Raw genomic sequence first — 21,292 nt, forward strand, 5'->3', positions numbered from 1 at the left:
TACTCCGTAAGCATCAACTTAGGTTTGCTGTAGCAAACCTACTCCGTAAGCATGATTATAACTCGGTTCGTCAGGTTAATAGACTGGATAACCGGACACACAGATGTCTTCGCCAGCCATATCAACGCTGACACGCTCTAGTTGTACGGCATCCGCCATTTTCTCATAACCAGGAAACGTGAACGTGCCAGGTGCATGCAGCCCACCGATGATTTTGGTTGCATAATATAGAATGATTTTATCGATAAGGCCTGCTTCGAGCATTGCTCCGTTCAGTTGACCTCCGCCTTCTAGCAGGATCGAACCAATTTCAAGTGCGCCAAGCTTCGCCATGCCATCAACCAAATCGACCTTGTCACCAGAACCGCAAACGATAACCTCAATGCCCGCTGCTTCCAGATCACCTCGCCGTTCCTCACTTGCTTGACTGGAAGTCATTACGATCGTCCTGACCGTTCGGTCAACGACGACCCTAGCAGTCAGCGGCAATCGAAGCTTTGAATCGACGATGATTCTAACCGGATCAAGTGCGGGAACAGCCGCTCTCGTGTTCAGCAGCGGATCATCTGCAAGAACGGTTCCAATGCCGACCATAATCGCCTCATGCTGATGACGGAGCGTGTGCACCTGCTCTCGAGCAATCGCGCCGGTTACCCAGCGGCTGTCGCCCGTGCTGGAAGCGATCTTGCCATCAAGGGTGCTGGCCGTTTTTAACGTCACGAATGGGATTCTAGATGTAATGTATTTATTGAATTTTTCATTTAATTGCTGAGAGCGTTGTTCCAGTACGCCTACTGTAACTGCAATGCCTTCTTCCCGCAGCCTTGCGATGCCTTTACCGGACACCTCGGGGTTTGGATCGCCGCTGGCAACGACAACTCGCGCTGCTTTCGCATCGATAATACGCTCACAGCAAGGAGGCGTTTTGCCAAAATGACTGCATGGCTCAAGCGTAACGTATACCGTCGCGCCTTCAGCCTCAGCACCAGCCATTTGCAAAGCATGAACCTCCGCATGACCGGTACCCCGCTTAAGATGCGTTCCGATTCCGATGATTCGCCCATCTTTGACGACGACGCAGCCGACGACTGGATTAATGCCAGTCTGACCGGAAGCTTTGGCTGCCATATCGAGCGCTAACCCCATATAATACTCATCATTTAAAATGTCCAACAACAAAAAACACCCCTATCGGCAATCAATCCGAAGGGGTGATGAAAGATAAAACAGGTAACTACGACAAAACCGATCGGCGTTGTCGGTTTTAAGTCCCGACTAATCCAATTTGCACTCCGTGCAATTTCGGTTTGTAAAATACGCTAAAGAAACAAGCCTAGTTCACATGTGAAATAAAGCACACACGCAAATAAACGGATTGTTATAGCTGTCGAAGCATCCCCTTCTCCCATCCAGACTGTACTGTCGGTCCCGGATTTACACCAGGTCCACCGTTCTAATTCGCTGCTATCGTCCATAAAGACGATAGACAAACCGTTAGCCCGGGTCACGGACTGACGGACAGCATAGAGGTTCGGTTATCCGATCCCTCTATGCTTGCCCGATCACCGCCGGTTAGGAATTTCACCTGACCCCGAAGGAAAGCTGCACTTACATAATTATAGTTAGTATATTAACACTAAATTGATTCAACTTCAACCTTTTCCATTTTGTCTCCGCCTTTGAACGCGTCAACAAACTCCATGCCTTTAGAAACCTTACCGAAAACAGTATGTCCACCATCCAAATGCGGCTGTGGTGCATAGCCGATATAGAACTGGCTGCCGCCTGTGTTACGGCCGGCATGGGCCATAGCAAGCGTACCGCGCTCATGTTTATTCGGGTTGATTTCGCAATCGATTTGGTAGCCAGGACCGCCTGTCCCTGTCCCGTTCGGGCAACCGCCTTGAGCGACAAAGCCCGGAATAACACGGTGGAATGTGAGACCGTTGTAGAAACCGTCGTTAGCAAGCTTCTCAAAGTTTGCTACAGTGTTCGGCGCGTCTTGATCGAATAGATCGATAAGAACCTCTCCGCCGTTTGCTAGTGTGATTTTTGCTTGTTTTGCCATTGCTGCATCTACCTTTCTTTTATCCAGATAAGACTACGTTACCAATTTCGCCCTTATTTCGCAAGCGGTGATTTTTGAAGTCTTGCCGGAATGACATCATTACATACGATATTTTCTAGCGATTCTCGTTTAACAGCAAGGTCTGCCTGGCCGTCTTTAACGAAAACAACAGCTGGACGACGAATGCGGTTATAGTTGCTCGCCATTGCATAATTATAAGCACCCGTACAGAAAACAGCAAGCAGATCGCCGTTTTCAGCTTTCGGCAATTCCAAATCCCAGATCAGCATATCGCCGCTTTCACAGCATTTGCCCGCAATGGAAACCGTCTCTTCAACCGCATCATTCGCGCGATTCGCAAGCACGGCTTCATATTTGGATTGGTAAAGAGCTGGGCGGGGGTTGTCCGTCATACCGCCGTCTACTGCGATGTATTTACGAACGCCTGGGATGTTTTTGCTTGTTCCGACTGTGTACAAGGTTGTTCCAGCATCGCCAACCATGCTGCGGCCCGGCTCTACCCAAATCTCAGGCAGCGGGAATTCCGCATTCGTGAAATTCGTAATTATCGCGCCTGTGATAGCAGCTACGTATTCGCTGATCGGAAGTGGAGTATCGCCTTCTACATAACGGATGCCGAAACCTCCGCCAAGATTGATTACTTTAAACGTTAGGTCAAGCTCATTGCGGATTGCAACCGCGAAATCAGCTACTTTGTCCACAGCCATACGGAAGCCTTCAACCTCGAAGATTTGTGAACCGATATGCGAATGGACGCCTAGAATGATAAGGTTTGGCAAAGCAAGCGCTTCTTGAATCGCTTGTTTCGCAGCGCCATTTCCTAGATCGAAGCCGAACTTGGAATCCTGTTGGCCAGTAGAAATGTAATCATGCGTATGTGCTTCAACGCCTGGCGTAATACGAAGCAGGATGTTGACTTTTTTGCCTTTATCGCCAGCAAGCGCGTTCAACAGCTGCAGCTCCATGAAGTTGTCAACTACGAAGCAGCCGATTCCTGCATCAAGCGCCATATTGATTTCCTCAGGCGTCTTATTGTTTCCGTGGAAATGAATGCGCTCAGCCGGGAAACCCGCTTGCATGGCCGTATAAAGCTCTCCGTCAGATACAACGTCAAGCGACAGTCCTTCTTGCTCTGCGATTGCGCACATTGCCATTACGCTAAACGCTTTGCTCGCGTATGCAACTTGGAATCGCAGGCCTGAAGCTTTGAAAGCCTCGACATATTCACTTGCACGCTGACGAACGAGAGCCTCGTCCACAATATAAAGTGGCGTACCAAACTGTGCAGCCAAATCAGCTACATCGCAGCCGCCAATTTCCAAATGTCCTTGAGTGTTAATTTTACTAGTTCCATGCAGGTACATAATTTCCCCTCAGCTTTCTTCTATCTGCTTGCAGATAGAACGGATAGAATTTGCATCAATAGCACAATTATAACGCAATCTACCCGCCATGCGAAATGGATAAATCCACATTTCATTTGCATTTTATGAATTCACTCCGTCTTCGGCATCTTGTCCCGCTGCTGCGGTCTCAGATTATTGGGACGCGTGCGGTTGTACAATACAGGCTGCCGAACGATTATACTCCACATCGCTCTAAGATCAAACGGAATGAATGGCCACATGTACGGACGATTGAAGGACCGCTCCATCGTGAGCAGAATGATAATGGCTGTCGTTGCAATTACGAAGCCAGGAACGCTGAAAGCGGCCACCGCAACGATGAGCACCAGCCGAACGATACGATTCGCCAGACCGAGTTCATAGCTTGGCGTTGCAAACATACCGATGGCGGCTACAGCCATATAAAGGATGACTTCATTTACAAAGATACCCGTCTGAACGGCAATGTCGCCAATTAGAATGGCGGCTACGAGCGACATGGCCGTTGCCAGCGACGTTGGGGTATGTACCGATGCCATTCTCAGCAGGTCAACTCCGATTTCAGCCAATAGAAACTGTACGACAAGCGGCAGCTTCGCCGTTTTGTTGGGGCCTAAAAACTCAAGTGCCGGCGGCTTCAATTCCGGATGCATAACGAACAGCAGCCATAGCGGAAGCATAAATAAAGAGGCGAATATCCCGATAAATCTGACCCAGCGCAAATACGTACCGATAAACGGTGTTTGCCGATTCTCTTCGGCATGCTGCATTAAATCCGAATAGGTTGTCGGCAATGTCATCACACTTGGCGAAGTATCCACGAAAACAGCCACGTAGCCTTCCAATAGATGCGCAGCAACCGTATCAGGCCTCTCCGAATAGCGTACGAGCGGAAAGGGGTTCCACCCCCGTTTCACGGTTGACTCCTCCAGTTGCTTGTCTGCAAGCGGCAAACCGTCAATCTTCACCATCGCAATCTTGTCCTTAATCGATTTCAGCAACTCTTTATCCACAATGTCGTCAATGTAAGCGATGCATACATCCGTTTGCGTCCTCTCACCTACTCTAACGATTTCATAACGCAGCTGAGGATCGCGGAGCCGCCTTCGCACAAGCGATACGTTGACCATCAGCGTTTCCACAAACCCGTCCCTGCTGCCGCGGACAACCTTCTCTAGCGAAGGCTCCTCCGGCCCGCGTGCAGGAAAAGCTTTCGCGTCAATCATGACGACACTCGATTCGCCGTCTATAAACAAAGCAGTACCGCCAGAGAGTACGCCTGTCAGCATGCTGTTCCAATTATCCTCTTTTGTGGCCTGAGCTGCAGGGACATACAGATCTAGAAAGGAATGAAAAGCATGTACAGACAAATCCTCTGGCTGCAAAAAGGTTAAACGTTTGAGCACCTCCGTAAGCAGCGTATCCTTGACTAGACCGTTCATGCACAGCATAGCTGTGCGACGATCCCCAAAGGTCATCTCCCTTACGACCACGTCAAAGCTCGTTTTGTAACCGATCTCGTTTTCCAGACGCGACAAAACCTCATCTAAATCTCTAGGAATCGGAACAATCTCTTCCTTGCCTTTCGAATCCGCGACTGAGCCCTCTGTCTTGTTTTGATTGCGTGTTTGGACAGTACCGGCCCCGCCCTGCCAGCCGCGTGATTCTTCTCGCCGTTGTTCCTCTGGAATGTCCCTCATGATCGGAACCCAGTTCCTATCTTTACCTTGATGTCCATGAGAGTCACTATGCTCGTTATGTTCGTTTTGTTCGTTATCCTTCATGCACCTTCACCTCGTTCATTATGAATTACCACTGAAACACAAGCCAATCGAACAATGAGCCCAACGTTTTCCCTAGCACCATGGCCATTACAAGCGCGACCATGTAGGAAGATAAATTCATTCTTTTGGCGAGAATCGGAAGCACATTCATCACCTCTGTCAAAGCAGCGGCCAGCATGCCGACGAACATACCGTCAATTAGTCCTGCCCCGCTCAAAAAAATACCGGAAGGCATGGAAAGCTTCCAGTTCATGAAGTCAGCGAACGTCCAGTAAAGGGAGCCGCAAATGACTGCCGTCTCGAACCATATGGACATCCGGTATGCATTCGCAACCTGTGCAAGCCTTGGAATAAGATCCAGTACAATCAATAGGGCAACCAATCCGCTTCCGACTGCTAGACCTCCCGCTAAGCCCAGCAGAACAACGAAAATCGTGGAGCAGATGCTAATCATCCTGATTTCCATTGGTCTGGTCATAATCGGATTTTTTTCGCATCTCATCGGCAATAACATAGGCATTCACGTTTTCTTGATACATATAAAGCTCAACCTCAAGCGGATTTGGCTCCTCATTAAACCTTTTGCGGAAGAGATGGTTGAAGAACAAAACCATTCCTAGCCCTATTCCAAGCGAGTAAGGGATTTGGAACCAAAGCGGGTGCTCCGTGCGCTTGCCTGTTATTAGCTCAACAATGCGAATATGAACTTCCTTCATGCTGACGTCTGTATGGAAATTCATAATGGCAAGGCCCGCTCCAAAGAACAATAGAAGCCAAGCAAAAATGAGCACAGGAATTCGCGGTTTGACAGGCTTCTCCGCTACCATCACTAACACTTGGGGATCTCCGTAGGCCTCTACAGTCAGACCGGGCTCGCGCTCGCGAATGGCTTTGACGATTTGAAGCAGATCGATGACGACTCGGTTGCCGTCTGCCTTTTTATGCTCATACAGCACGAGTGCCTTTAATTTCTCTTCAAGTGCTTCATCCTTAGCCAACAGCCTTGCCGCTTGGCCTAACGTGACCCGTTGGCTCGGTTTCGTGTAAATTCGTTTTTTAAGACGCAGATAGAGGACCGAATGGTTAGGTATTGCCATCTGTCATCTTCCCTTCTGCATAAACTTTGGTGGATGTTTCCCTTTTAGTATGAGATAAGGTCGATTCGGATACTCATGCAAAACGAGGTAAAAAATAGAAAAGACCAAATCGCCTATAAGGCGATCTGGTCTCTGATTGACTGCAATATCTTTTTCTCGAGCCGGGATACCTGTACTTGTGAAATCCCCAGCCTGCTGGCTACCTCGGATTGCGTTTTGTCACGGTAATAGCGCAGGTATACGATTAATCGCTCGCGTTCACTGAGGCCCTCAATGGCTTCCACGAGAGCCAGCTTATCGAACCACCGATCCTGAGACTCATCCGCGATCTGATCCATCAAGGTAATGGGATCGCCATCATTCTCAAAAACCGTTTCGTGGATCGATGTCGGCGGCTTGTTCGCTTCTTGGGCGAATACGACTTCCTCTGGCGTAATGCCCAGGCGCTCTGCCACCTCGCTGATTGTCGGCAAGCGGCCCAATGTTTTGGAGAGCTCATCCTTCATTTTACGCACCTTATTGGCCGTTTCCTTAAGTGATCTGCTCACCTTCAACGTACCGTCGTCCCGTAAAAAGCGCTGGATCTCCCCAATGATCATGGGTACCGCATAGGTGGAAAACTTCACATCATAGGACAAGTCGAATTTATCTACCGACTTCAACAATCCGATGCAGCCGATCTGGAACAAATCCTCGGGCTCATAACCACGATTAATGAACCGCTGTACGACTGACCAAACGAGCCGGATATTGCAATGTACGAGTGTATCCCTTGCAAGCGTATCCCCGCTTTGACTTAACGCAATAAGCCGCTTTACTTCCGCGTCGTCCAGGTATGGCTGGGCCGTCTGTTTTAGATTGACATCCATGAGGTTCAACCCCTATACGCTAATTGTAAAGCGCTTTTTTCGATTCAATTCGTTTCAACATGGCTACTCGCGTTCCGCCGTCAATGCGGCTCGATACTTCAAATCGGTCCATGAAATTTTCCATGATCGTGAAGCCCATTCCAGAGCGCTCAAGCTCGGGCTTCGATGTATATAGCGGCTGGCGCGCTAGCTCTAAATCCTCTATGCCGCGGCCGCTGTCAGAGACGGTAAGCGAAACAGAATCGCCTTCGATTCTAGCCTCGATTGTGACCTCACAGGTTGGATCATTTTCGTAACCGTGAATAATCGCATTCGTAACCGCCTCGGAAACCGCAGTCTTCAAGTCGTTCAACTCCTCGAGCGTCGGATCGAGCTGTGAGACGAATGCAGCAACCGCGATGCGCGCGAAAGCTTCATTCTCCGATCGGGCGCTGAAGGAAAGCGTCATTTCATTGGATCCGTTCATGACACCACCTCCAAACTGGAAATTGCATTTCGCTCATTATCATGAATCGTCAAAATTTTGAATAAGCCTGACATTTCAAACAAGCGGTGAACATTCGGATTCACGTCGCAAACGACCATTTTCCCGCCTTTGCTCTTCACTTGCTTGTATCTTCCCAGAATAACGCCAAGACCGGAGCTGTCCATAAATTGCAGCTCCTTCAAGCTGAGAATGACATGCTCGCTGCTGCCGCGCAGAATAGCCTCTTCCATCTTATAGCGCACGACATCGGCTGTATGGTGATCCAGCTCGCCTCGAAGCCTTACGATCAGCACATTGCGGTATTGCTCCAATTCAGCTTGCAGACTCATTATGCTGTTCATCTCCTCTAGGTTTTTTCAAACATAAGAAAGAATAAACCAAACCTTGTATCCCTTCCTTACATTTCACCGTGCATTGCCGACCGACCTGCGGTGAGTCAGAATCAGAAGTGCTGCACATGCCGAGATAGAACTAGCAATTCTCCAAATGGAGATGTTATTCCTGCATGCCGACAAAACTAGAAGCATACCGCTAACAGCTGACAAAATACGAGCGGCAATCGCATACCTGTATCCAAATACCTATTCCTTCATTCCGTTTACGTGAACAATCCGGAGAAAGAGCGCTTCAGCAATTTCCACCAGCCTGCGCGTTCCACGGACAATGGAGCATCTACATCGAATTCTTTGAGAACCTTGCTTCCTTGATAGACGACTAGCTTACCAATCGGCTGTCCAATCTGTACGGGTGCTTTTACCGGCCCATCGATTTTCAGTTCGTAACGGATATCCTTCGTTTGGCTGCCTTTTTTCAGGAGCACGCTGTATGTGTGCTTCGCAACAAGCGGAAGCTCCGGAGCGGTGCCTTTTTCAATCTGCAGCGTTCCCATCGATTCGCCTTCTTTTATTATCGAGTGGTTCATATATTGGGCGAACGAATAATCGAACATTTGTGATACTTCGGCATTTCGGGTTTTCGTGTCCGGTTCACCCATGACTACAGCGATAACGCGCATGCCATCCCGCTTAGCCGTCGCCGACAAACAATATTTCGCTTCGCTGGTAAAACCAGTTTTCAAGCCGTCTGCCCCGCTATAGAAACGGACAAGCTTATTCGTATTAACAAGCCAGAAGGGCTTCTCGGATGTTTTCCGCAAATAATCCTGGTAAAGCCCTGTATATTTGGTCACCTCGGAATGCTTCAGAAGCTCTCGTGACATAACCGCAATATCATGCGCCGACGAGAAATGGTTAGCAACGGGCAATCCGTTCGGATTAGAAAATTGTGTGTCATTCATGCCGAGCTGCTGTGCCCGTTCATTCATCATAGCGACAAATTGCTGCTCCGTACCTGCCAGCTTCTCTGCCATCGCCACAGACGCATCATTGCCTGAGGCTAGCGCAATCCCTTTAATCATATCGTCAACGGTCATTTCTTCTCCCGGTTCAAGGAAGATTTGCGAGCCTCCCATCGAAGCGGCGTATTCGCTAGTCTGAACCTTATCCGATAGTTTAATTTTTCCGTCGTCCAGCGCCTCCATAATTAGAAGCAGTGTCATGACCTTTGTAATGCTTGCTGGCGGCAGCTTGTCATGGCTGTTTTTCTCGTAAATGACTGTGCCGCTATCCGCATCCATCAATATGGCAGATCTTGCGGACTGCGCTAAGTTAGCGCTTGGCGCTTGATTGGATGGCGCTGGGCCTGGCGGCGTAGGCTCGACTGCAGCAAAGGCTGCAGCAGGCATCGCGAGGGCGAATGCAAGAATAAGTATACATAGCTTCATAGAACGTTTTTTCAACTGGATCTCCTCCTGAAAAGTGTTATGCTGTGAGCTTGTTTCGTGAGCAATCGCATATTAATCGTGCTGCATACGACGTTTGCGACACAAATCGCTTAGCTTTCTCTTCTCAGTGTTGACTTGTAAGCTGGAAATTATTCCAAATCGATAGAATGATTTGTATAGTAAGAAGAAACGCCTGACGGCGTCCTTTCAATAGACGTCATCGTTTCAGCGAAACGTATAGAGAAAGTAGGAGCAAACCCATATACTTTCCTATACGTCAAGGTGATCCGGCTAACGCCGTCCTTTGTCAGTGCGGCGCGTTTCATTCCGAGAAATATAGAGAATATATGGCCTAAGAATATACTTTCCTATATAGCAAAAAATCCGCTCTCCACTAGGGAGAACGGATTTTAGTTCATGGCATATTGTTTTATTGCTAGTATCTCTGTACACCTTGCGCAGTAATGACGGATAACAACAACGCACGAGGCTCAGGCTTTGTCTCTGAGAACGAATAGGCCGCTCTCACCTTGACCGCAACTTCCTTAGCTGTATCATTTGCATCACGCACATGCAGCAGCGCCAGCGTATCTCCGGCATTTACAGAATCACCGACTTTTTTTCGAAGTGTTACCCCGACAGCATAATCAATCTCCGCATCCTTCGTTGCCCTTCCAGCTCCAAGAATCATCGCTGCAAGCCCCAGTTGCTCCGCTTCGATTGCACTCACGAAGCCAGAATGCTCTGATGTAACCTCAACGATAACAGGAGCTTGCGGCAACCGTGCAGGATCATCTGCTATAGAATCATCGCCGCCTTGGGCCGCGATGAACGATTTGAATTTCTCCAAGGCTGCTCCGTTCCTGATCTGCTCACGGAGAAGCTCCTTTGCAGATTGAACAGAATCCGACTTTCCGCCGAGCACGACCATATGAGCACCAAGGGTCAGGCATAATTCCGTAAGATCCTCCGGACCATTTCCTTTGAGTGTCTCAATCGATTCCTGCACCTCCAAAGCATTGCCGATTGCAAAGCCAAGAGGCTGATCCATATCACTGATGACGGCAGCCGTGTTCCGGCCTACCTCCGTACCGATATCTACCATTGCGCTCGCGAGCTTCTCGGAATCCTCCAAGGTTTTCATAAATGCTCCGCTGCCCGTTTTGACGTCAAGCACGATCGCGTCTGCACCAGCAGCGATTTTCTTGCTCATGACAGAGCTTGCGATAAGGGGAATTGACTCCACGGTCGCAGTAACATCCCTTAACGCATACAGCTTTTTGTCGGCAGGAGCGAGGTTGCCGCTTTGTCCAATAACCGATAATCCGATATCGTTGACCTGCGACATAAACTTCTCGCGCGAGAGCTCCGTGCGGAATCCCTCAATTGATTCAAGCTTATCTATCGTTCCGCCAGTATGGCCCAAGCCGCGACCCGACATTTTGGCAACAGGCACGCCTACCGAGGCAACCAATGGCCCCAGGATTAACGTAGTTTTGTCACCAACACCGCCTGTGCTATGCTTATCGACTTTGATTCCGCTAATCGGACCAAGATCGACTTGATCCCCAGAATTAGCCATCGCAAGCGTCAAAGCTGCCGTTTCCTTCGCTGTCATGCCCCGAAAGAAAACAGCCATTGCCCATGCTGACATCTGGTAATCGGGAATATCGCCGCGGGAATATCCATCAATCAAAAATGTTAGCTCTGAAGCGGTCAGCTCGCCACCGTCTCGTTTCTTCTGTATGATATCTACCGACCGCATATCCTTCTCTCCAATCGTCATTCCATTATTAATAAGCTATAAAGCGCGTCGTTCCCTCTGCACCTGGACGATGATCTCATCAAGTGATTGGCTTAGCACAAGTACGTCCAAATGCTGAAGGCTTTCATTCAATAGAGCCGCTTCGATCATCTTTTTGCGCAACTGCTCCATCTGTGTGAGTAATTGCTTGTCCATATCCATAGTCCACTCCATCTTTCTTTGATCATGGACATTATACGACGATTCGCAAAAAAAACACTGTCAGAATGAGTCGACGAAATTGTTACAATTGTGTTACAAAAAACATTACATGACAGCAATTAACGCATTAACCAGACCCAAAAATTGGGACTTGACTCGCTCTGTCGTTTCCATAACTTCCGCATGCGACAAGGGTTGATCCAAAATACCTGCTGCCATATTGCTAATACAGGATATTCCGACGACTTCGATTCCCGAATGACGCGCAGCAATAACTTCCGCAACAGTCGACATTCCGACAGCATCGGCGCCAAGAACTCTCAGCATTCTTATTTCTGCCGGCGTTTCATACGTAGGACCAAGCAAACCGGCATAAACGCCCTCACGAAGCGTAAAGCCCTGTGCAGCTGCAATCTCACGAGCCGCGGCTCTCAAGCGCTTGCTGTACGCTTCCGACATATCCGGGAATCGAACACCCAGCTCGTTGTCATTGGGACCGATGAGCGGGTTTTTACCTGTAAAGTTGATATGGTCCGAGATGAGCATTAAGTTGCCCGCCTCATAGTCCGTATTTACTCCACCGGCAGCATTCGTGACCAGCAGTGATTTCACCCCAAGCGCCTTCATCACACGCACCGGAAACGCAGTAAGCTCTGGACCATAGCCTTCGTACATATGGAAACGTCCGCGCATTAGAATGACGGATCTGCCAGAAAGCGTTCCAATTAACAGTTCCCCTGCATGGCCTTCAACGGTTGAGATTGGAAAGTGCGGGATGTCATGGTATTGAATCGTTACGGCATTCTCCAAATGGTCACCGAGCACGCCAAGCCCCGAGCCCATGATAAGCCCGATTTCTGGTCGCTGCTCTGTTTTCCCTTGAATATAGGCAGCGGCTTCTTTAATATGTGCGGCTGCTAGTCCTGCAGCAGTAATAGTTGTCATCATTGTTCCTCCTAATATGACGGTTCCCCGTTTTTATTACCCTATTTATCAAAACGTTAAGCATTTATTTGCTTTCAAGCAAGGAAAGGAAGCTCGTGCCATTAGGCGGTGCTTGAACATCGAAATTTGCCGCTATCGTGGCGCCTAGATCCGAGAAGGTTGAGCGTACAGGCAGCTCGCCTGGTTTTTGAAAAGCTGGGCTGTACAATAGAATCGGTACATATTCACGCGTATGGTCGGTACCTGGGTGGGTAGGATCATTGCCGTGGTCGGCAGTTATGATCAGCAGATCCCGCTCTCCCAGCTGCGCTGTCAGCTCAGGCACCGCCTTATCGAATTCCTCCAATGCTCCAGCATACCCTTCGGGATCGCGGCGATGCCCATAAAGCGAATCGAAATCGACAAGATTAGTAAACAGCAAGCCTTTGAACGGCTGTTTTAGCTGTTCAATAGTTTTTGCGATCCCATCTGCATTGCTTTTTGTTGGGGTTGAGGAGGTAATGCCTTCGCTATCAAAAATGTCATTGATTTTGCCAATAGCAATAGAGTCGTATCCTGCATTTTTCAATGCATCCAGTACCGTTGGCTGAGGAGGCTTTACCGCATAATCATGGCGGTTCGGTGTACGTTTGAATGCGCCAGGCTCGCCGATATATGGCCTTGCGATTACGCGACCAACGGTAAACCGGGCATCCATAGTAAGCTCCCTGGCGATCTCGCATGCGCGATAAAGCTCATCTAGTGGAATAATCTCCTCATGCGCGGCAATTTGGAAAACACTATCCGCTGATGTATACACGATCCATGCCCCTGTAGCCATTTGCTCAGCGCCTAGCTCGTCCAATATGTCCGTTCCGCTGGCAGGCTTGTTGCCGATTACCTTCCGGCCTGTCCATTCCTCGAACGGTTCGAGCAATTCAGGAGGGAAACCGTCAGGGAACGTTTGAAAAGGCACGGTCATCTCAAGTCCCATAAGCTCCCAGTGCCCCGTCATCGTATCCTTGCCCACCGAAACCTCCGCCATTTTTCCAAAATACGCCGCAGCGGCTTTATCTTCTGGTTTCCAGTCGTGAATAGACGCGATCCGGTCTAGTCCCCACTCTCTAAGATGAGGGAGATTAAGAGCTGGCACTCGCTCTGCAATATGACCGAGTGTATGTGAGCCAACATCTCCAAAGTCTACCGCATCCGGCAGCTCTCCAATTCCCACGCTGTCTAAAACAATAACGGCTATACGATCAAATTTCATATGTATGACATCCTCCTCTATGTTGATTCATGAAGCAGCTTTCGACTATGCACGGGGATGAGACTGGTTATACGTGTCCTTTATTCGCTGCTTTGAAGCATGCGTATACTTTAGCGTCGTCGAAATGTCAGCGTGACCGAGCAGCTCTTGAACAGCCCGAACGTCTGCCCCATTATCCAGCAAATGTGCCGCAACAGAGTGACGCAGCGTATGTGGAGTTATGTCCTGCACAATGCCCGCTTCCTTGGCGTGCTTCTTTATCGTCTTCCAAAATCCTTGCCTTGTCAATCTCGTGCCTAAATGGTTTAGGAACAAAGCCGATTCTGATTCCCGTTCCGTCGTTAGCTCTTCTCTGCCCATTTGAAGGTACGCAGACATGGCTTCGCCGGCTAAACGCCCGAAAGGTACAATACGCTCCTTCTGCCCCATTCCCATGCACTGAATATAAGCCAGCTGCAGGTGGACATGCTCCACATTAAGCGCCACCAGCTCAGAAACTCGGATCCCCGTTGCATAAATAAGTTCGAGCATCGCTTTGTCTCTCTTGCCTGCGGCACTTTCGCTATTCGGCGTTTCGAGAAGCGTACTCGTCAAATCAACGCTCAGTATGCTTGGCGATTTCTTTTCTTGCTTTGGCGATTCCAAATAAATGGAAGGATTATTCACAATAAGGCTTTGTGTCGCCAAAAAATGAAAAAAGGCACGCACCGACACGATATGTCTCGACAGCGTAGCAGCTTTTCTTCCTTGTTCCTTCAGATGGAGCATATACCTTGAAATATGATGCCGCTGCACTTCAGCAATTTCGACTAGACTATTCTCAAGCATAAAATGAATGAATTGATTCAAGTCGCGTTCATAAGAAGACAGCGTATTGTCGGACAATCTCCGCTCCGAACGCAGATAGTGAATATATTGATTTAAATGATCCTTCATCGGACTTCCTTTCACATCAGACACATGGCATAACAAGCTTTTCTACAAAAATATTCAACATTCGACTCTATTAATCCTGCTTGAAAGGACAATCTAATCATTGCAGTCAGCTAATGCGTCATTCCCCGTACCAATAAAACCAGCGCAGCCGATCGGCCGCAGCCTTGCTGTCCGGCGAGTCGGGATCGGTAACAAACACTTTTAAAGCTGCTCCTTTTGGTTCACGATAAGGATGAACGGGAGATATGGCGTCGGCAAGCCAGCGGTAACCACCAGTTACGACTAAAAACAGCAGCGTAAATATGACAATAAAAAAGACGCGGCTCGACCAATTGCGAATCGAAAAAACCATGCAAACCAGCCTCCTTTATATACCGATACGTTTACTCGTCCGTATCACCATATGAGAAAGCTGGCCTGAATATGCCATTAATCGCTCAAACGCTCGTATGGAACGCTATCCATCCACTTTTCAAGCGGAACATAAGGTAAATTCGCTGCAGCTGCAACGGGCTCATACGTCACATTGCCTGCATGCGTGTTTACTCCTTTTTGCAAAGGAATGCTGTGGCGTACAGCCTCCATCCCTTTGTTCGCCAACTCAAGCGCATACGTAATCGTCACATTGGTAAGCGCGAACGTAGAAGTGCGAGGCACAGCGCCAGGAATATTGGCAACGGCATAATGCACAACGCCATGCTTCACATAAATCGGGTCCTTATGGGTAGTTGGTCGGTCAACCGTGGCAATGGAGCCCCCTTGATCGACAGCAACATCAACAATGACAGCTCCCCTCTTCATCCCCTGCACCATCTGCTCCGTTACAAGATGCGGAGCACGCGCTCCTGGAATGAGAACCGCTCCAATCAGCAGATCCGCTTTAGCTACTGCTTCAGCAATATGGTATGGATTGGACATCAAGGTGCGTACTCGACCTCCGAATATATCGTCCAAATACCGCATGCGATCGGCGCTTCGCTCCAATATGACTACATGCGCTCCCATGCCAAGCGCAATTTTTGCCGCATTTGTTCCGACGATGCCACCGCCAATAATAACAACTTCCGCTGGGGGCACGCCTGGCACGCCTCCCAATAACACGCCTCTTCCGCCATTAAACGCTTCAAGAAACTGAGCGCCAACCTGCACCGACATTCTTCCTGCAACCTCGCTCATCGGCGTTAAAAGCGGCAGGCTGCCGTTTCCAAGCTGGATCGTCTCATATGCGATGCCTGTAACTCCTTTTTCGACAAGCGCTTTTGTCAAATCCGGCGCTGCCGCTAGATGCAAATAAGTAAACAGCAGCAGCCCTTCACGGAAATAAACAAACTCCTCGGCAAGCGGCTCCTTGACCTTCATGATCATTTCCGCACGCGACCATACCTCGGCAGCGGTTGTAACCATCTCGGCTCCCTCGCGCGTATAGTCGGTATCCTCAAATCCGCTCCCGCTTCCAGCTCCTGACTCGATGATAACTTTATGACCCGCGGAGACAAGCACGGTCACGCCTGCCGGAGTCAAAGAAACACGGTACTCACTCTGCTTGATTTCCTTCGGTACGCCTACAATCATCCTATTTTCCTCCTTTTGCTATCGATCATCAAGCCGAAAAAACATTGCTTTCTATGTTGTATGAGAGATCGTGTGCCAATGATCGTCCATTTCAAGAAAAAGCTTGTTCCAATCTTTACGGAGCTCTTCGTATCGCTTGTATGTTTTGTTTTATTTCGAAAATTATGTGTACGAATGACAAGTACCCATACGAATCGCACTTTCCTTCCATAAACTAGAAAAATGCGAATGCTCATATGAGGAGGGTAAGGTCCTTTGTCCAAAATAAGAAGCCTATTTAAAAACTGCTCACCATGCAATGCCTCAAAGGATACCTTCCGCAAGTTGATCACGCTTCGATCAGCGAAGTCCTATAGACGTTGTCTTAAGCATCTCAAGGAAATCGGCATCAATCCTTTCAAAACCGTACCTCATAGCCGAATTATCGGCTGTCACTTCCGAAAGGACGCATCTGTCCAAGCATTAACCAGAAACCCCTTGATTGCTTTAGTTGAAAAAGATATGAAAATCCGAGCACATGGCATACCCGAGCGGAAAGCAAGAGCCAGGTTTTCCTCGCTTCCTCTGCTTACGCCTGCCACCTCGCCAGCTCTCGTTGAGTGGAATATACGCCGAATCCAAGCCCCTCAGGCATGGGAGACTACGCGTGGAAAATCGATAAAGGTAGCCGTACTCGATACGGGAATTGCCAATCACCCGGATTTGAGAATTGCTGGAGGCGTGAACACGATTAATGGAGGCTCCTATGCAGATGACAACGGTCATGGCACGCATGTTGCCGGAATCGTCGCTGCCGTTAATAAAGGAGGAAAGGTGATTGGCACGGCGCCTGAAGTGAATTTGTATGCAGTCAAAGCATTAAACAAAGACGGAGAAGGCTTTGTGTCCGATATTATTGAGGGAATCTATTGGTGTATCGATAACAAAATGAATGTGATCAACATGAGTTTTGGCGTCTTGGGATCAGACAGCAGCGCTACATTGCATACTGCAATTAAAAAAGCAGCCAAGTGTGGAATTATTATTGTGGCATCTGCAGGTAACAGCGGCAAATCATCAGGCAAAATCGACGAGCCTGCTTCATTCTCCGAGACCATAGCAGTCGCCGCCTCGACCAAAGGCAACAGGATCGCAACCTTCAGCAGCAGAGGCGCCGGAATAGGAATTACCGCACCTGGCGAAAATATTTTATCTACTTGGTTAGATGGTTCGTATAAGAAGCTTTCCGGCACAAGCATGGCCTCTCCGCATGTAGCTGGCGGAGCTGCGCTGCTTCTAGCCGGAAAACCAGGAGTGACTCCCTTATTGGTGAAAAAGAAACTTAAGAACCGCGCTGCAAAGCTGAACGGATTCAGCTCGCTAGCCCAAGGCTCAGGCTTGCTGCAGCTAGATCGAATCTTTGAGTCGAAATAAATGCCAAAACGGCTTCGCCGTCCAGTTATGCTGGGCAGCCAAGCCGTTTACGTTTGTTTTTCATTGGGGTTTGATGCATTATCGTTTTTCTCTTTGCACCGACGGCATACGCCTTGAAAATCAAGCCTATGGTCAATAACAAAAAAACCGTATTCCAGCTCCAGCCGTTCTTCAAGAGGCAAAAGCCAATCTTCCTTAATCTCATCCATTGATCCACATTGCACACATATAAGGTGATGGTGATGATGCTTGTTGCTGTCCGTACGCAAGTCGTAACGCGCTACTCCATCGCCGAAATTCAATTTTTCGACAACATGCATTTCGCTAAGCAATTCCAACGTCCGATAAACCGTTGCAAGCCCAATTTCTGGCGCTTTGTCCTTTACTAGCATAAATACATCCTCAGCGCTTAGATGGTCATCCTCGTTCTCTAGCAAAACTCGTACCGTTGCTTCCCGCTGCGGGGTTAACTTGTAGCCCTGCGACTGCAACTGTTGTTTAATCTTATCAATCCGGGCTTCCATGATTTCCCCCCTACCACATGACTGCGCCTATTTCAGGAAACGTTACCTCTCATTATAGGTGCTAACACGCAATAAAGTCAAACATTTTGGTGTCATATTGTGGCGTTATCGGGCGAGAGAAGCGGGGAAACCCAGCTGATTAATGCAGGTGAAACATAAGCCTCGAATAGGGCTGCCCCTGCAAATAGAAACAGCATGAGCACAGCCGTGGACGTAAAATTAACAAGCTGCGGTGCTAGTTCTCCCCTTTGGCCAAGCAATCTATTTTTAATGACGTACAAGGAGAATGATAGAGCGGCCGCACTTATAATGACCATCGCCGGAACGGCAATGAGATTCTGCGGCGCGACCGATACAAGTGAAAATAATACGCCTTTCCATGCATACTGGTTAATTAGCGTCCCGACTGAAAATCCAACCAAAGCACCTTTGAGAAAATTAAGGGCTAGAACACCTGGTATGCCTACGACTGTAATGCCAAGGAGCCATAATAAAAGCAGCCACTTGCCATGGAAAAAAAAACGTTCCCAAAATGAATCGGCAGCCGCTGAGCTGATTCCGCCGTTCATCAGCTTTACGTATTGATTGACATCCTGAGCAAGATCCTGCTGCTGCTCAAGGGTTAATGCATTGACCATCAGCGCGCCAAAAATAACGCCAACAACAAACAAGACCGAGACGAATACATACAATGAGAGTTGATTTTTGATTATGGTCACCCATCCCTTCACGATTAAAGCCCTGCCTTTATGGAAGGAAAATATTCTTTACTGATGCGAGAGAGGTCTAGAAGGCAATACCTAATAAGACGCAGCCATGTTTGGTTGCCTCATAAGAACCAGCAATTCGTTAACCGTTTGGTTTGGCTTAGCATCTTTGTATTCATCGACTAAGCAAGGATTAATCAGACACAATGATAGGGGTTGTCTTACTAATGTAGTGTATGAAGCTTAATTGCGAGGTATGACGGGTATATAGATAGAAAAGAAGGTCGGCTACAGCCGACCTGTCAATATGTACAGCTTCCAAGCATAAACCGCTAATATGGTTTTGGCATCGCTAATCAGGCCCTCATGAATATAAGCTTCCGCTTGCTCCATAGTGATAGCCTCAACTCTAAGATCCTCGTCATCGTCTGGATTTTGCACGCCTTGCTCTACCTTATCCGTGAAATAAATATATAGTTTCTCGTCGGCAAAACCTGGTGATGTATAAAAAGCGCTTAAAAGTTTAAGATCGTCGGAACGGTATCCGGTCTCCTCTTCTAGCTCCCGGGCTGCTGCTGTTAATGGGTCTTCTCCTGGATCCAGCTTGCCTGCTGGTATTTCAATCTGAAACTTCTCAAGCGGCTTCCGGAACTGTTCAACGACTAGAAGCTTTCCATCAAGCAACGCCATTACTGCTGCGGCTCCCGGATGCTTGACGATTTCTCTGGTCGCTGTTCTGCCGTCAGCCAGCGTGACCGTATCCACCTGCAATGTGATCATCTTGCCTTCAAAAATAGGTTCAGTACTAATCGTTTCCTCACGCCATAGCATTGCCCTTTGTTGCTCTTCCAATTGAAATCTCTCCCTTAATTGTGTTTGTTGACTGCGCATAACTTGTCCTGCCGCTGCATAACTATCATTATATCAAAACGACAGGGGCGAATATCATGAAACAATATATTGCGTTGAATCATTTACGTTTAGTGGGTAAAGGTTGGGAAATAAGACATCAGCTGCGCAAGCTTTCAGCATCCACATTATCCCGCACGCCTATGTCTGAATATACAGGCGTAATTAGCGTACGGCGCGCTCCCTTAGAGAAAACAAACTAATCATGGTCGTTCATAGGCAGACAAAAACCCTTCATCCGCACTGTTCAGCGTAGACTGAGCTTGCAGGACTGAAGGGCTTTCTGTCATGTTAGCCAGCAGAATGCCGGCATTAATTCATTGCATATCCGCAAGGCAAGGATAAGCTGCATCGCTTATTCTGCTTCTGCTTCGGCAGCTTGTTTAATAATTTCAATGACAAGCTCAGTCGTTTTCACTAGATCCTCAACCTTGATTTGCTCCTTGGTTGTGTGTATATGTTCATATCCGACAGCCAAATTGACCGTCGGGATACCTAAGCCGTTAAATATATTCGCATCGCTGCCCCCGCCAGAGTGGAACGTGCGCGGTGTACGGCCAATGGCAGCTATCGCTTTTTTGGCAAGCTGAACAACGGGATCCTCATCGTCGTATTGATACGCCGGATATATAATTTCACTCTCCAGCTCTCCCCTTGCATCGAACTCTTCTGCCGCGCTCTCTACTGCCTTGCGCATGGCTTCAATCTGGTTATCCAATTTATATTGAACGATGCTTCTTGCTTCGGCATCCAGCTTTACATAATCGCAAACGATATTGGTTGCGCCTCCGCCCTCGAAACGGCCAATATTGGCTGTTGTTTCGTTATCGATACGGCCAAGCGGCATTCTAGCAATCGCTTTAGACGCGACTTGTATCGCACTGATTCCATCCTCTGGATTCACTCCAGCATGTGCCGAGCGTCCATACATTTTAATCGTTACTTTCGCTTGCGTAGGCGCACCTACTGCAATATCTCCAATCGCACCGTTTGAATCCAGCGCATATCCGAATTTCGCCTCAAGCTTCGATGCATCGAGTGCACGCGCGCCCAGAAGCCCGGATTCCTCGCCAACCGTAATGACAAACTGAATTCTGCCATGCGGCAGCAATTGCTCTTGAACGACGCGAATCGCTTCGAATATCGCCGCTATGCCTGCTTTGTCATCCGCTCCTAGAATCGTTGTGCCGTCGCTCCGTATGTAGCCATCCTCATCAAGCTGAGGTTTAATGCCAACACCCGGTGTAACGGTATCCATATGGCAGGTGAAAAAGATGGTCGGTGCGGCAGCGGCAATTCCTTCCGCTTCCCAGATCACGAACATGTTGCCAGCTCCATGACCTGTCTTCGCTGCCGCGTCATCCTCGCTGACCTGCAAACCCAGCGCTTCAAACTTTTGTTTGAGCACGCGGCTTATTTCCTGCTCATGCTTGGTTTCGCTATCGACTTGCACTAACTCCATAAATTCTTTCACTAAACGATCTTTTGCGATCATTAACGTTTCCTCCGCTCGTTAGTTTCGTATACAATAGAGGATATGACAAGCTCCACAAACCAATGAAACCATGAATAGGAAA

23 protein-coding genes and 1 riboswitch are annotated in these 21,292 nt (G+C 48.4%); of the genes, 2 read left to right on the forward strand and 21 right to left on the reverse strand.

The genetic code is table 11. From position 1 onward, the window contains the following. Positions 1 to 75 precede the first annotated feature (75 nt). The 17 genes from ribD to ald all read right to left on the reverse strand — a co-directional run bounded on the left by ribD (position 76) and on the right by ald (position 16,162). On the reverse strand, positions 76 to 1,173 hold the full coding sequence (gene ribD, locus FHS16_RS22110) for a bifunctional diaminohydroxyphosphoribosylaminopyrimidine deaminase/5-amino-6-(5-phosphoribosylamino)uracil reductase RibD (protein ID WP_183568159.1): 1,098 nt from the start codon (positions 1,171 to 1,173) through the stop codon (positions 76 to 78). 220 nt (positions 1,174 to 1,393) lie between these two features. Next, positions 1,394 to 1,603, reverse strand: a riboswitch (FMN riboswitch). Positions 1,604 to 1,636: 33 nt separating this feature from the next. After that, the gene (locus FHS16_RS22115; protein WP_183567888.1) at positions 1,637 to 2,068 is read right to left on the reverse strand and encodes a peptidylprolyl isomerase; all 432 of its coding nucleotides are present in this window, start codon (positions 2,066 to 2,068) and stop codon (positions 1,637 to 1,639) included. A 53-nt stretch (positions 2,069 to 2,121) separates the two neighbouring features. After that, a complete protein-coding gene (lysA, locus tag FHS16_RS22120) occupies positions 2,122 to 3,453 on the reverse strand; it encodes a diaminopimelate decarboxylase (protein ID WP_183567891.1) in 1,332 nt (443 codons plus the stop codon). A gap of 131 nt (positions 3,454 to 3,584) precedes the next feature. Next, complete coding sequence (locus FHS16_RS22125) at positions 3,585 to 5,258, reverse strand: spore germination protein (protein ID WP_183567894.1); 1,674 nt, start codon at positions 5,256 to 5,258, stop codon at positions 3,585 to 3,587. A gap of 25 nt (positions 5,259 to 5,283) precedes the next feature. Beyond that, positions 5,284 to 5,712, reverse strand: a complete 429-nt coding sequence (locus FHS16_RS22130; protein ID WP_183567897.1) for a stage V sporulation protein AB — start codon at positions 5,710 to 5,712, stop codon at positions 5,284 to 5,286. Then, a complete protein-coding gene (locus tag FHS16_RS22135) occupies positions 5,705 to 6,355 on the reverse strand; it encodes a stage V sporulation protein AA (RefSeq protein ID WP_183567900.1) in 651 nt (216 codons plus the stop codon). Before FHS16_RS22135 ends, FHS16_RS22130 begins: the two co-directional genes overlap by 8 nt. Before the next feature lie 113 nt (positions 6,356 to 6,468). Next, positions 6,469 to 7,224, reverse strand: a complete 756-nt coding sequence (gene sigF / locus FHS16_RS22140) for an RNA polymerase sporulation sigma factor SigF (RefSeq protein WP_183567903.1) — start codon at positions 7,222 to 7,224, stop codon at positions 6,469 to 6,471. A 19-nt stretch (positions 7,225 to 7,243) separates the two neighbouring features. Further along, the gene (gene spoIIAB / locus FHS16_RS22145; RefSeq protein WP_183567906.1) at positions 7,244 to 7,690 is read right to left on the reverse strand and encodes an anti-sigma F factor; all 447 of its coding nucleotides are present in this window, start codon (positions 7,688 to 7,690) and stop codon (positions 7,244 to 7,246) included. Continuing rightward, entirely contained in the window at positions 7,687 to 8,040 is a 354-nt protein-coding gene (gene spoIIAA, locus FHS16_RS22150; protein ID WP_139994590.1) for an anti-sigma F factor antagonist, read from the reverse strand. Before spoIIAA ends, spoIIAB begins: the two co-directional genes overlap by 4 nt. A 269-nt stretch (positions 8,041 to 8,309) precedes the next feature. Next, complete coding sequence (locus tag FHS16_RS22155) at positions 8,310 to 9,509, reverse strand: D-alanyl-D-alanine carboxypeptidase family protein (protein ID WP_246431898.1); 1,200 nt, start codon at positions 9,507 to 9,509, stop codon at positions 8,310 to 8,312. A gap of 421 nt (positions 9,510 to 9,930) precedes the next feature. Then, a complete protein-coding gene (locus FHS16_RS22160; protein ID WP_183567909.1) occupies positions 9,931 to 11,259 on the reverse strand; it encodes a pyrimidine-nucleoside phosphorylase in 1,329 nt (442 codons plus the stop codon). Between the two features lie 36 nt (positions 11,260 to 11,295). Next, positions 11,296 to 11,454 (reverse strand): aspartyl-phosphate phosphatase Spo0E family protein, encoded by a 159-nt coding sequence (locus tag FHS16_RS22165; RefSeq protein ID WP_183567912.1) that lies wholly within the window; start codon positions 11,452 to 11,454, stop codon positions 11,296 to 11,298. A 111-nt stretch (positions 11,455 to 11,565) separates the two neighbouring features. Next, positions 11,566 to 12,405, reverse strand: coding sequence for a purine-nucleoside phosphorylase (locus tag FHS16_RS22170; RefSeq protein WP_183568165.1), 840 nt, complete (start codon positions 12,403 to 12,405; stop codon positions 11,566 to 11,568). Between the two features lie 64 nt (positions 12,406 to 12,469). Continuing rightward, the gene (gene deoB, locus FHS16_RS22175) at positions 12,470 to 13,654 is read right to left on the reverse strand and encodes a phosphopentomutase (RefSeq protein WP_183567915.1); all 1,185 of its coding nucleotides are present in this window, start codon (positions 13,652 to 13,654) and stop codon (positions 12,470 to 12,472) included. 45 nt (positions 13,655 to 13,699) lie between these two features. Beyond that, positions 13,700 to 14,590, reverse strand: coding sequence for a site-specific tyrosine recombinase XerD (xerD, locus tag FHS16_RS22180; protein ID WP_183567917.1), 891 nt, complete (start codon positions 14,588 to 14,590; stop codon positions 13,700 to 13,702). A 118-nt stretch (positions 14,591 to 14,708) separates the two neighbouring features. After that, positions 14,709 to 14,942 (reverse strand): YqzK family protein, encoded by a 234-nt coding sequence (locus FHS16_RS22185; protein WP_183567920.1) that lies wholly within the window; start codon positions 14,940 to 14,942, stop codon positions 14,709 to 14,711. Positions 14,943 to 15,019: 77 nt separating this feature from the next. Further along, positions 15,020 to 16,162, reverse strand: coding sequence for an alanine dehydrogenase (gene ald, locus FHS16_RS22190; protein ID WP_183567923.1), 1,143 nt, complete (start codon positions 16,160 to 16,162; stop codon positions 15,020 to 15,022). A 501-nt stretch (positions 16,163 to 16,663) separates the two neighbouring features. On the opposite strand from ald, the gene FHS16_RS22195 reads away from it, so the two are divergent. Next, on the forward strand, positions 16,664 to 17,575 hold the full coding sequence (locus FHS16_RS22195) for a S8 family peptidase (protein WP_221226440.1): 912 nt from the start codon (positions 16,664 to 16,666) through the stop codon (positions 17,573 to 17,575). Positions 17,576 to 17,622: 47 nt separating this feature from the next. Here FHS16_RS22195 and fur read toward each other — a convergent pair whose 3' ends face one another. From fur to FHS16_RS22210, 3 genes are all read right to left on the reverse strand, one after another. Further along, complete coding sequence (fur, locus tag FHS16_RS22200; protein WP_183567928.1) at positions 17,623 to 18,099, reverse strand: ferric iron uptake transcriptional regulator; 477 nt, start codon at positions 18,097 to 18,099, stop codon at positions 17,623 to 17,625. 92 nt (positions 18,100 to 18,191) lie between these two features. Next, the gene (gene spoIIM / locus FHS16_RS22205; protein ID WP_376769696.1) at positions 18,192 to 18,833 is read right to left on the reverse strand and encodes a stage II sporulation protein M; all 642 of its coding nucleotides are present in this window, start codon (positions 18,831 to 18,833) and stop codon (positions 18,192 to 18,194) included. A 261-nt stretch (positions 18,834 to 19,094) separates the two neighbouring features. Further along, on the reverse strand, positions 19,095 to 19,637 hold the full coding sequence (locus FHS16_RS22210; protein WP_183568168.1) for an NUDIX hydrolase: 543 nt from the start codon (positions 19,635 to 19,637) through the stop codon (positions 19,095 to 19,097). A 116-nt stretch (positions 19,638 to 19,753) separates the two neighbouring features. On the opposite strand from FHS16_RS22210, the gene mciZ reads away from it, so the two are divergent. Continuing rightward, positions 19,754 to 19,918: a Z-ring formation inhibitor MciZ gene (gene mciZ, locus FHS16_RS22215; RefSeq protein WP_183567934.1), complete on the forward strand. Its 165-nt coding sequence runs from the start codon at positions 19,754 to 19,756 to the stop codon at positions 19,916 to 19,918. Between the two features lie 152 nt (positions 19,919 to 20,070). Here mciZ and FHS16_RS22220 read toward each other — a convergent pair whose 3' ends face one another. After that, positions 20,071 to 21,210 carry a M20/M25/M40 family metallo-hydrolase gene (locus tag FHS16_RS22220; protein ID WP_183567937.1) on the reverse strand — a complete coding sequence of 380 codons (1,140 nt, stop codon included), beginning with the start codon at positions 21,208 to 21,210 and terminating at the stop codon, positions 20,071 to 20,073. Positions 21,211 to 21,292: the final 82 nt, after the last annotated feature.

Source organism: Paenibacillus endophyticus (assembly GCF_014192395.1).
Lineage (GTDB): Bacteria > Bacillota > Bacilli > Paenibacillales > Paenibacillaceae > Pristimantibacillus > Pristimantibacillus endophyticus.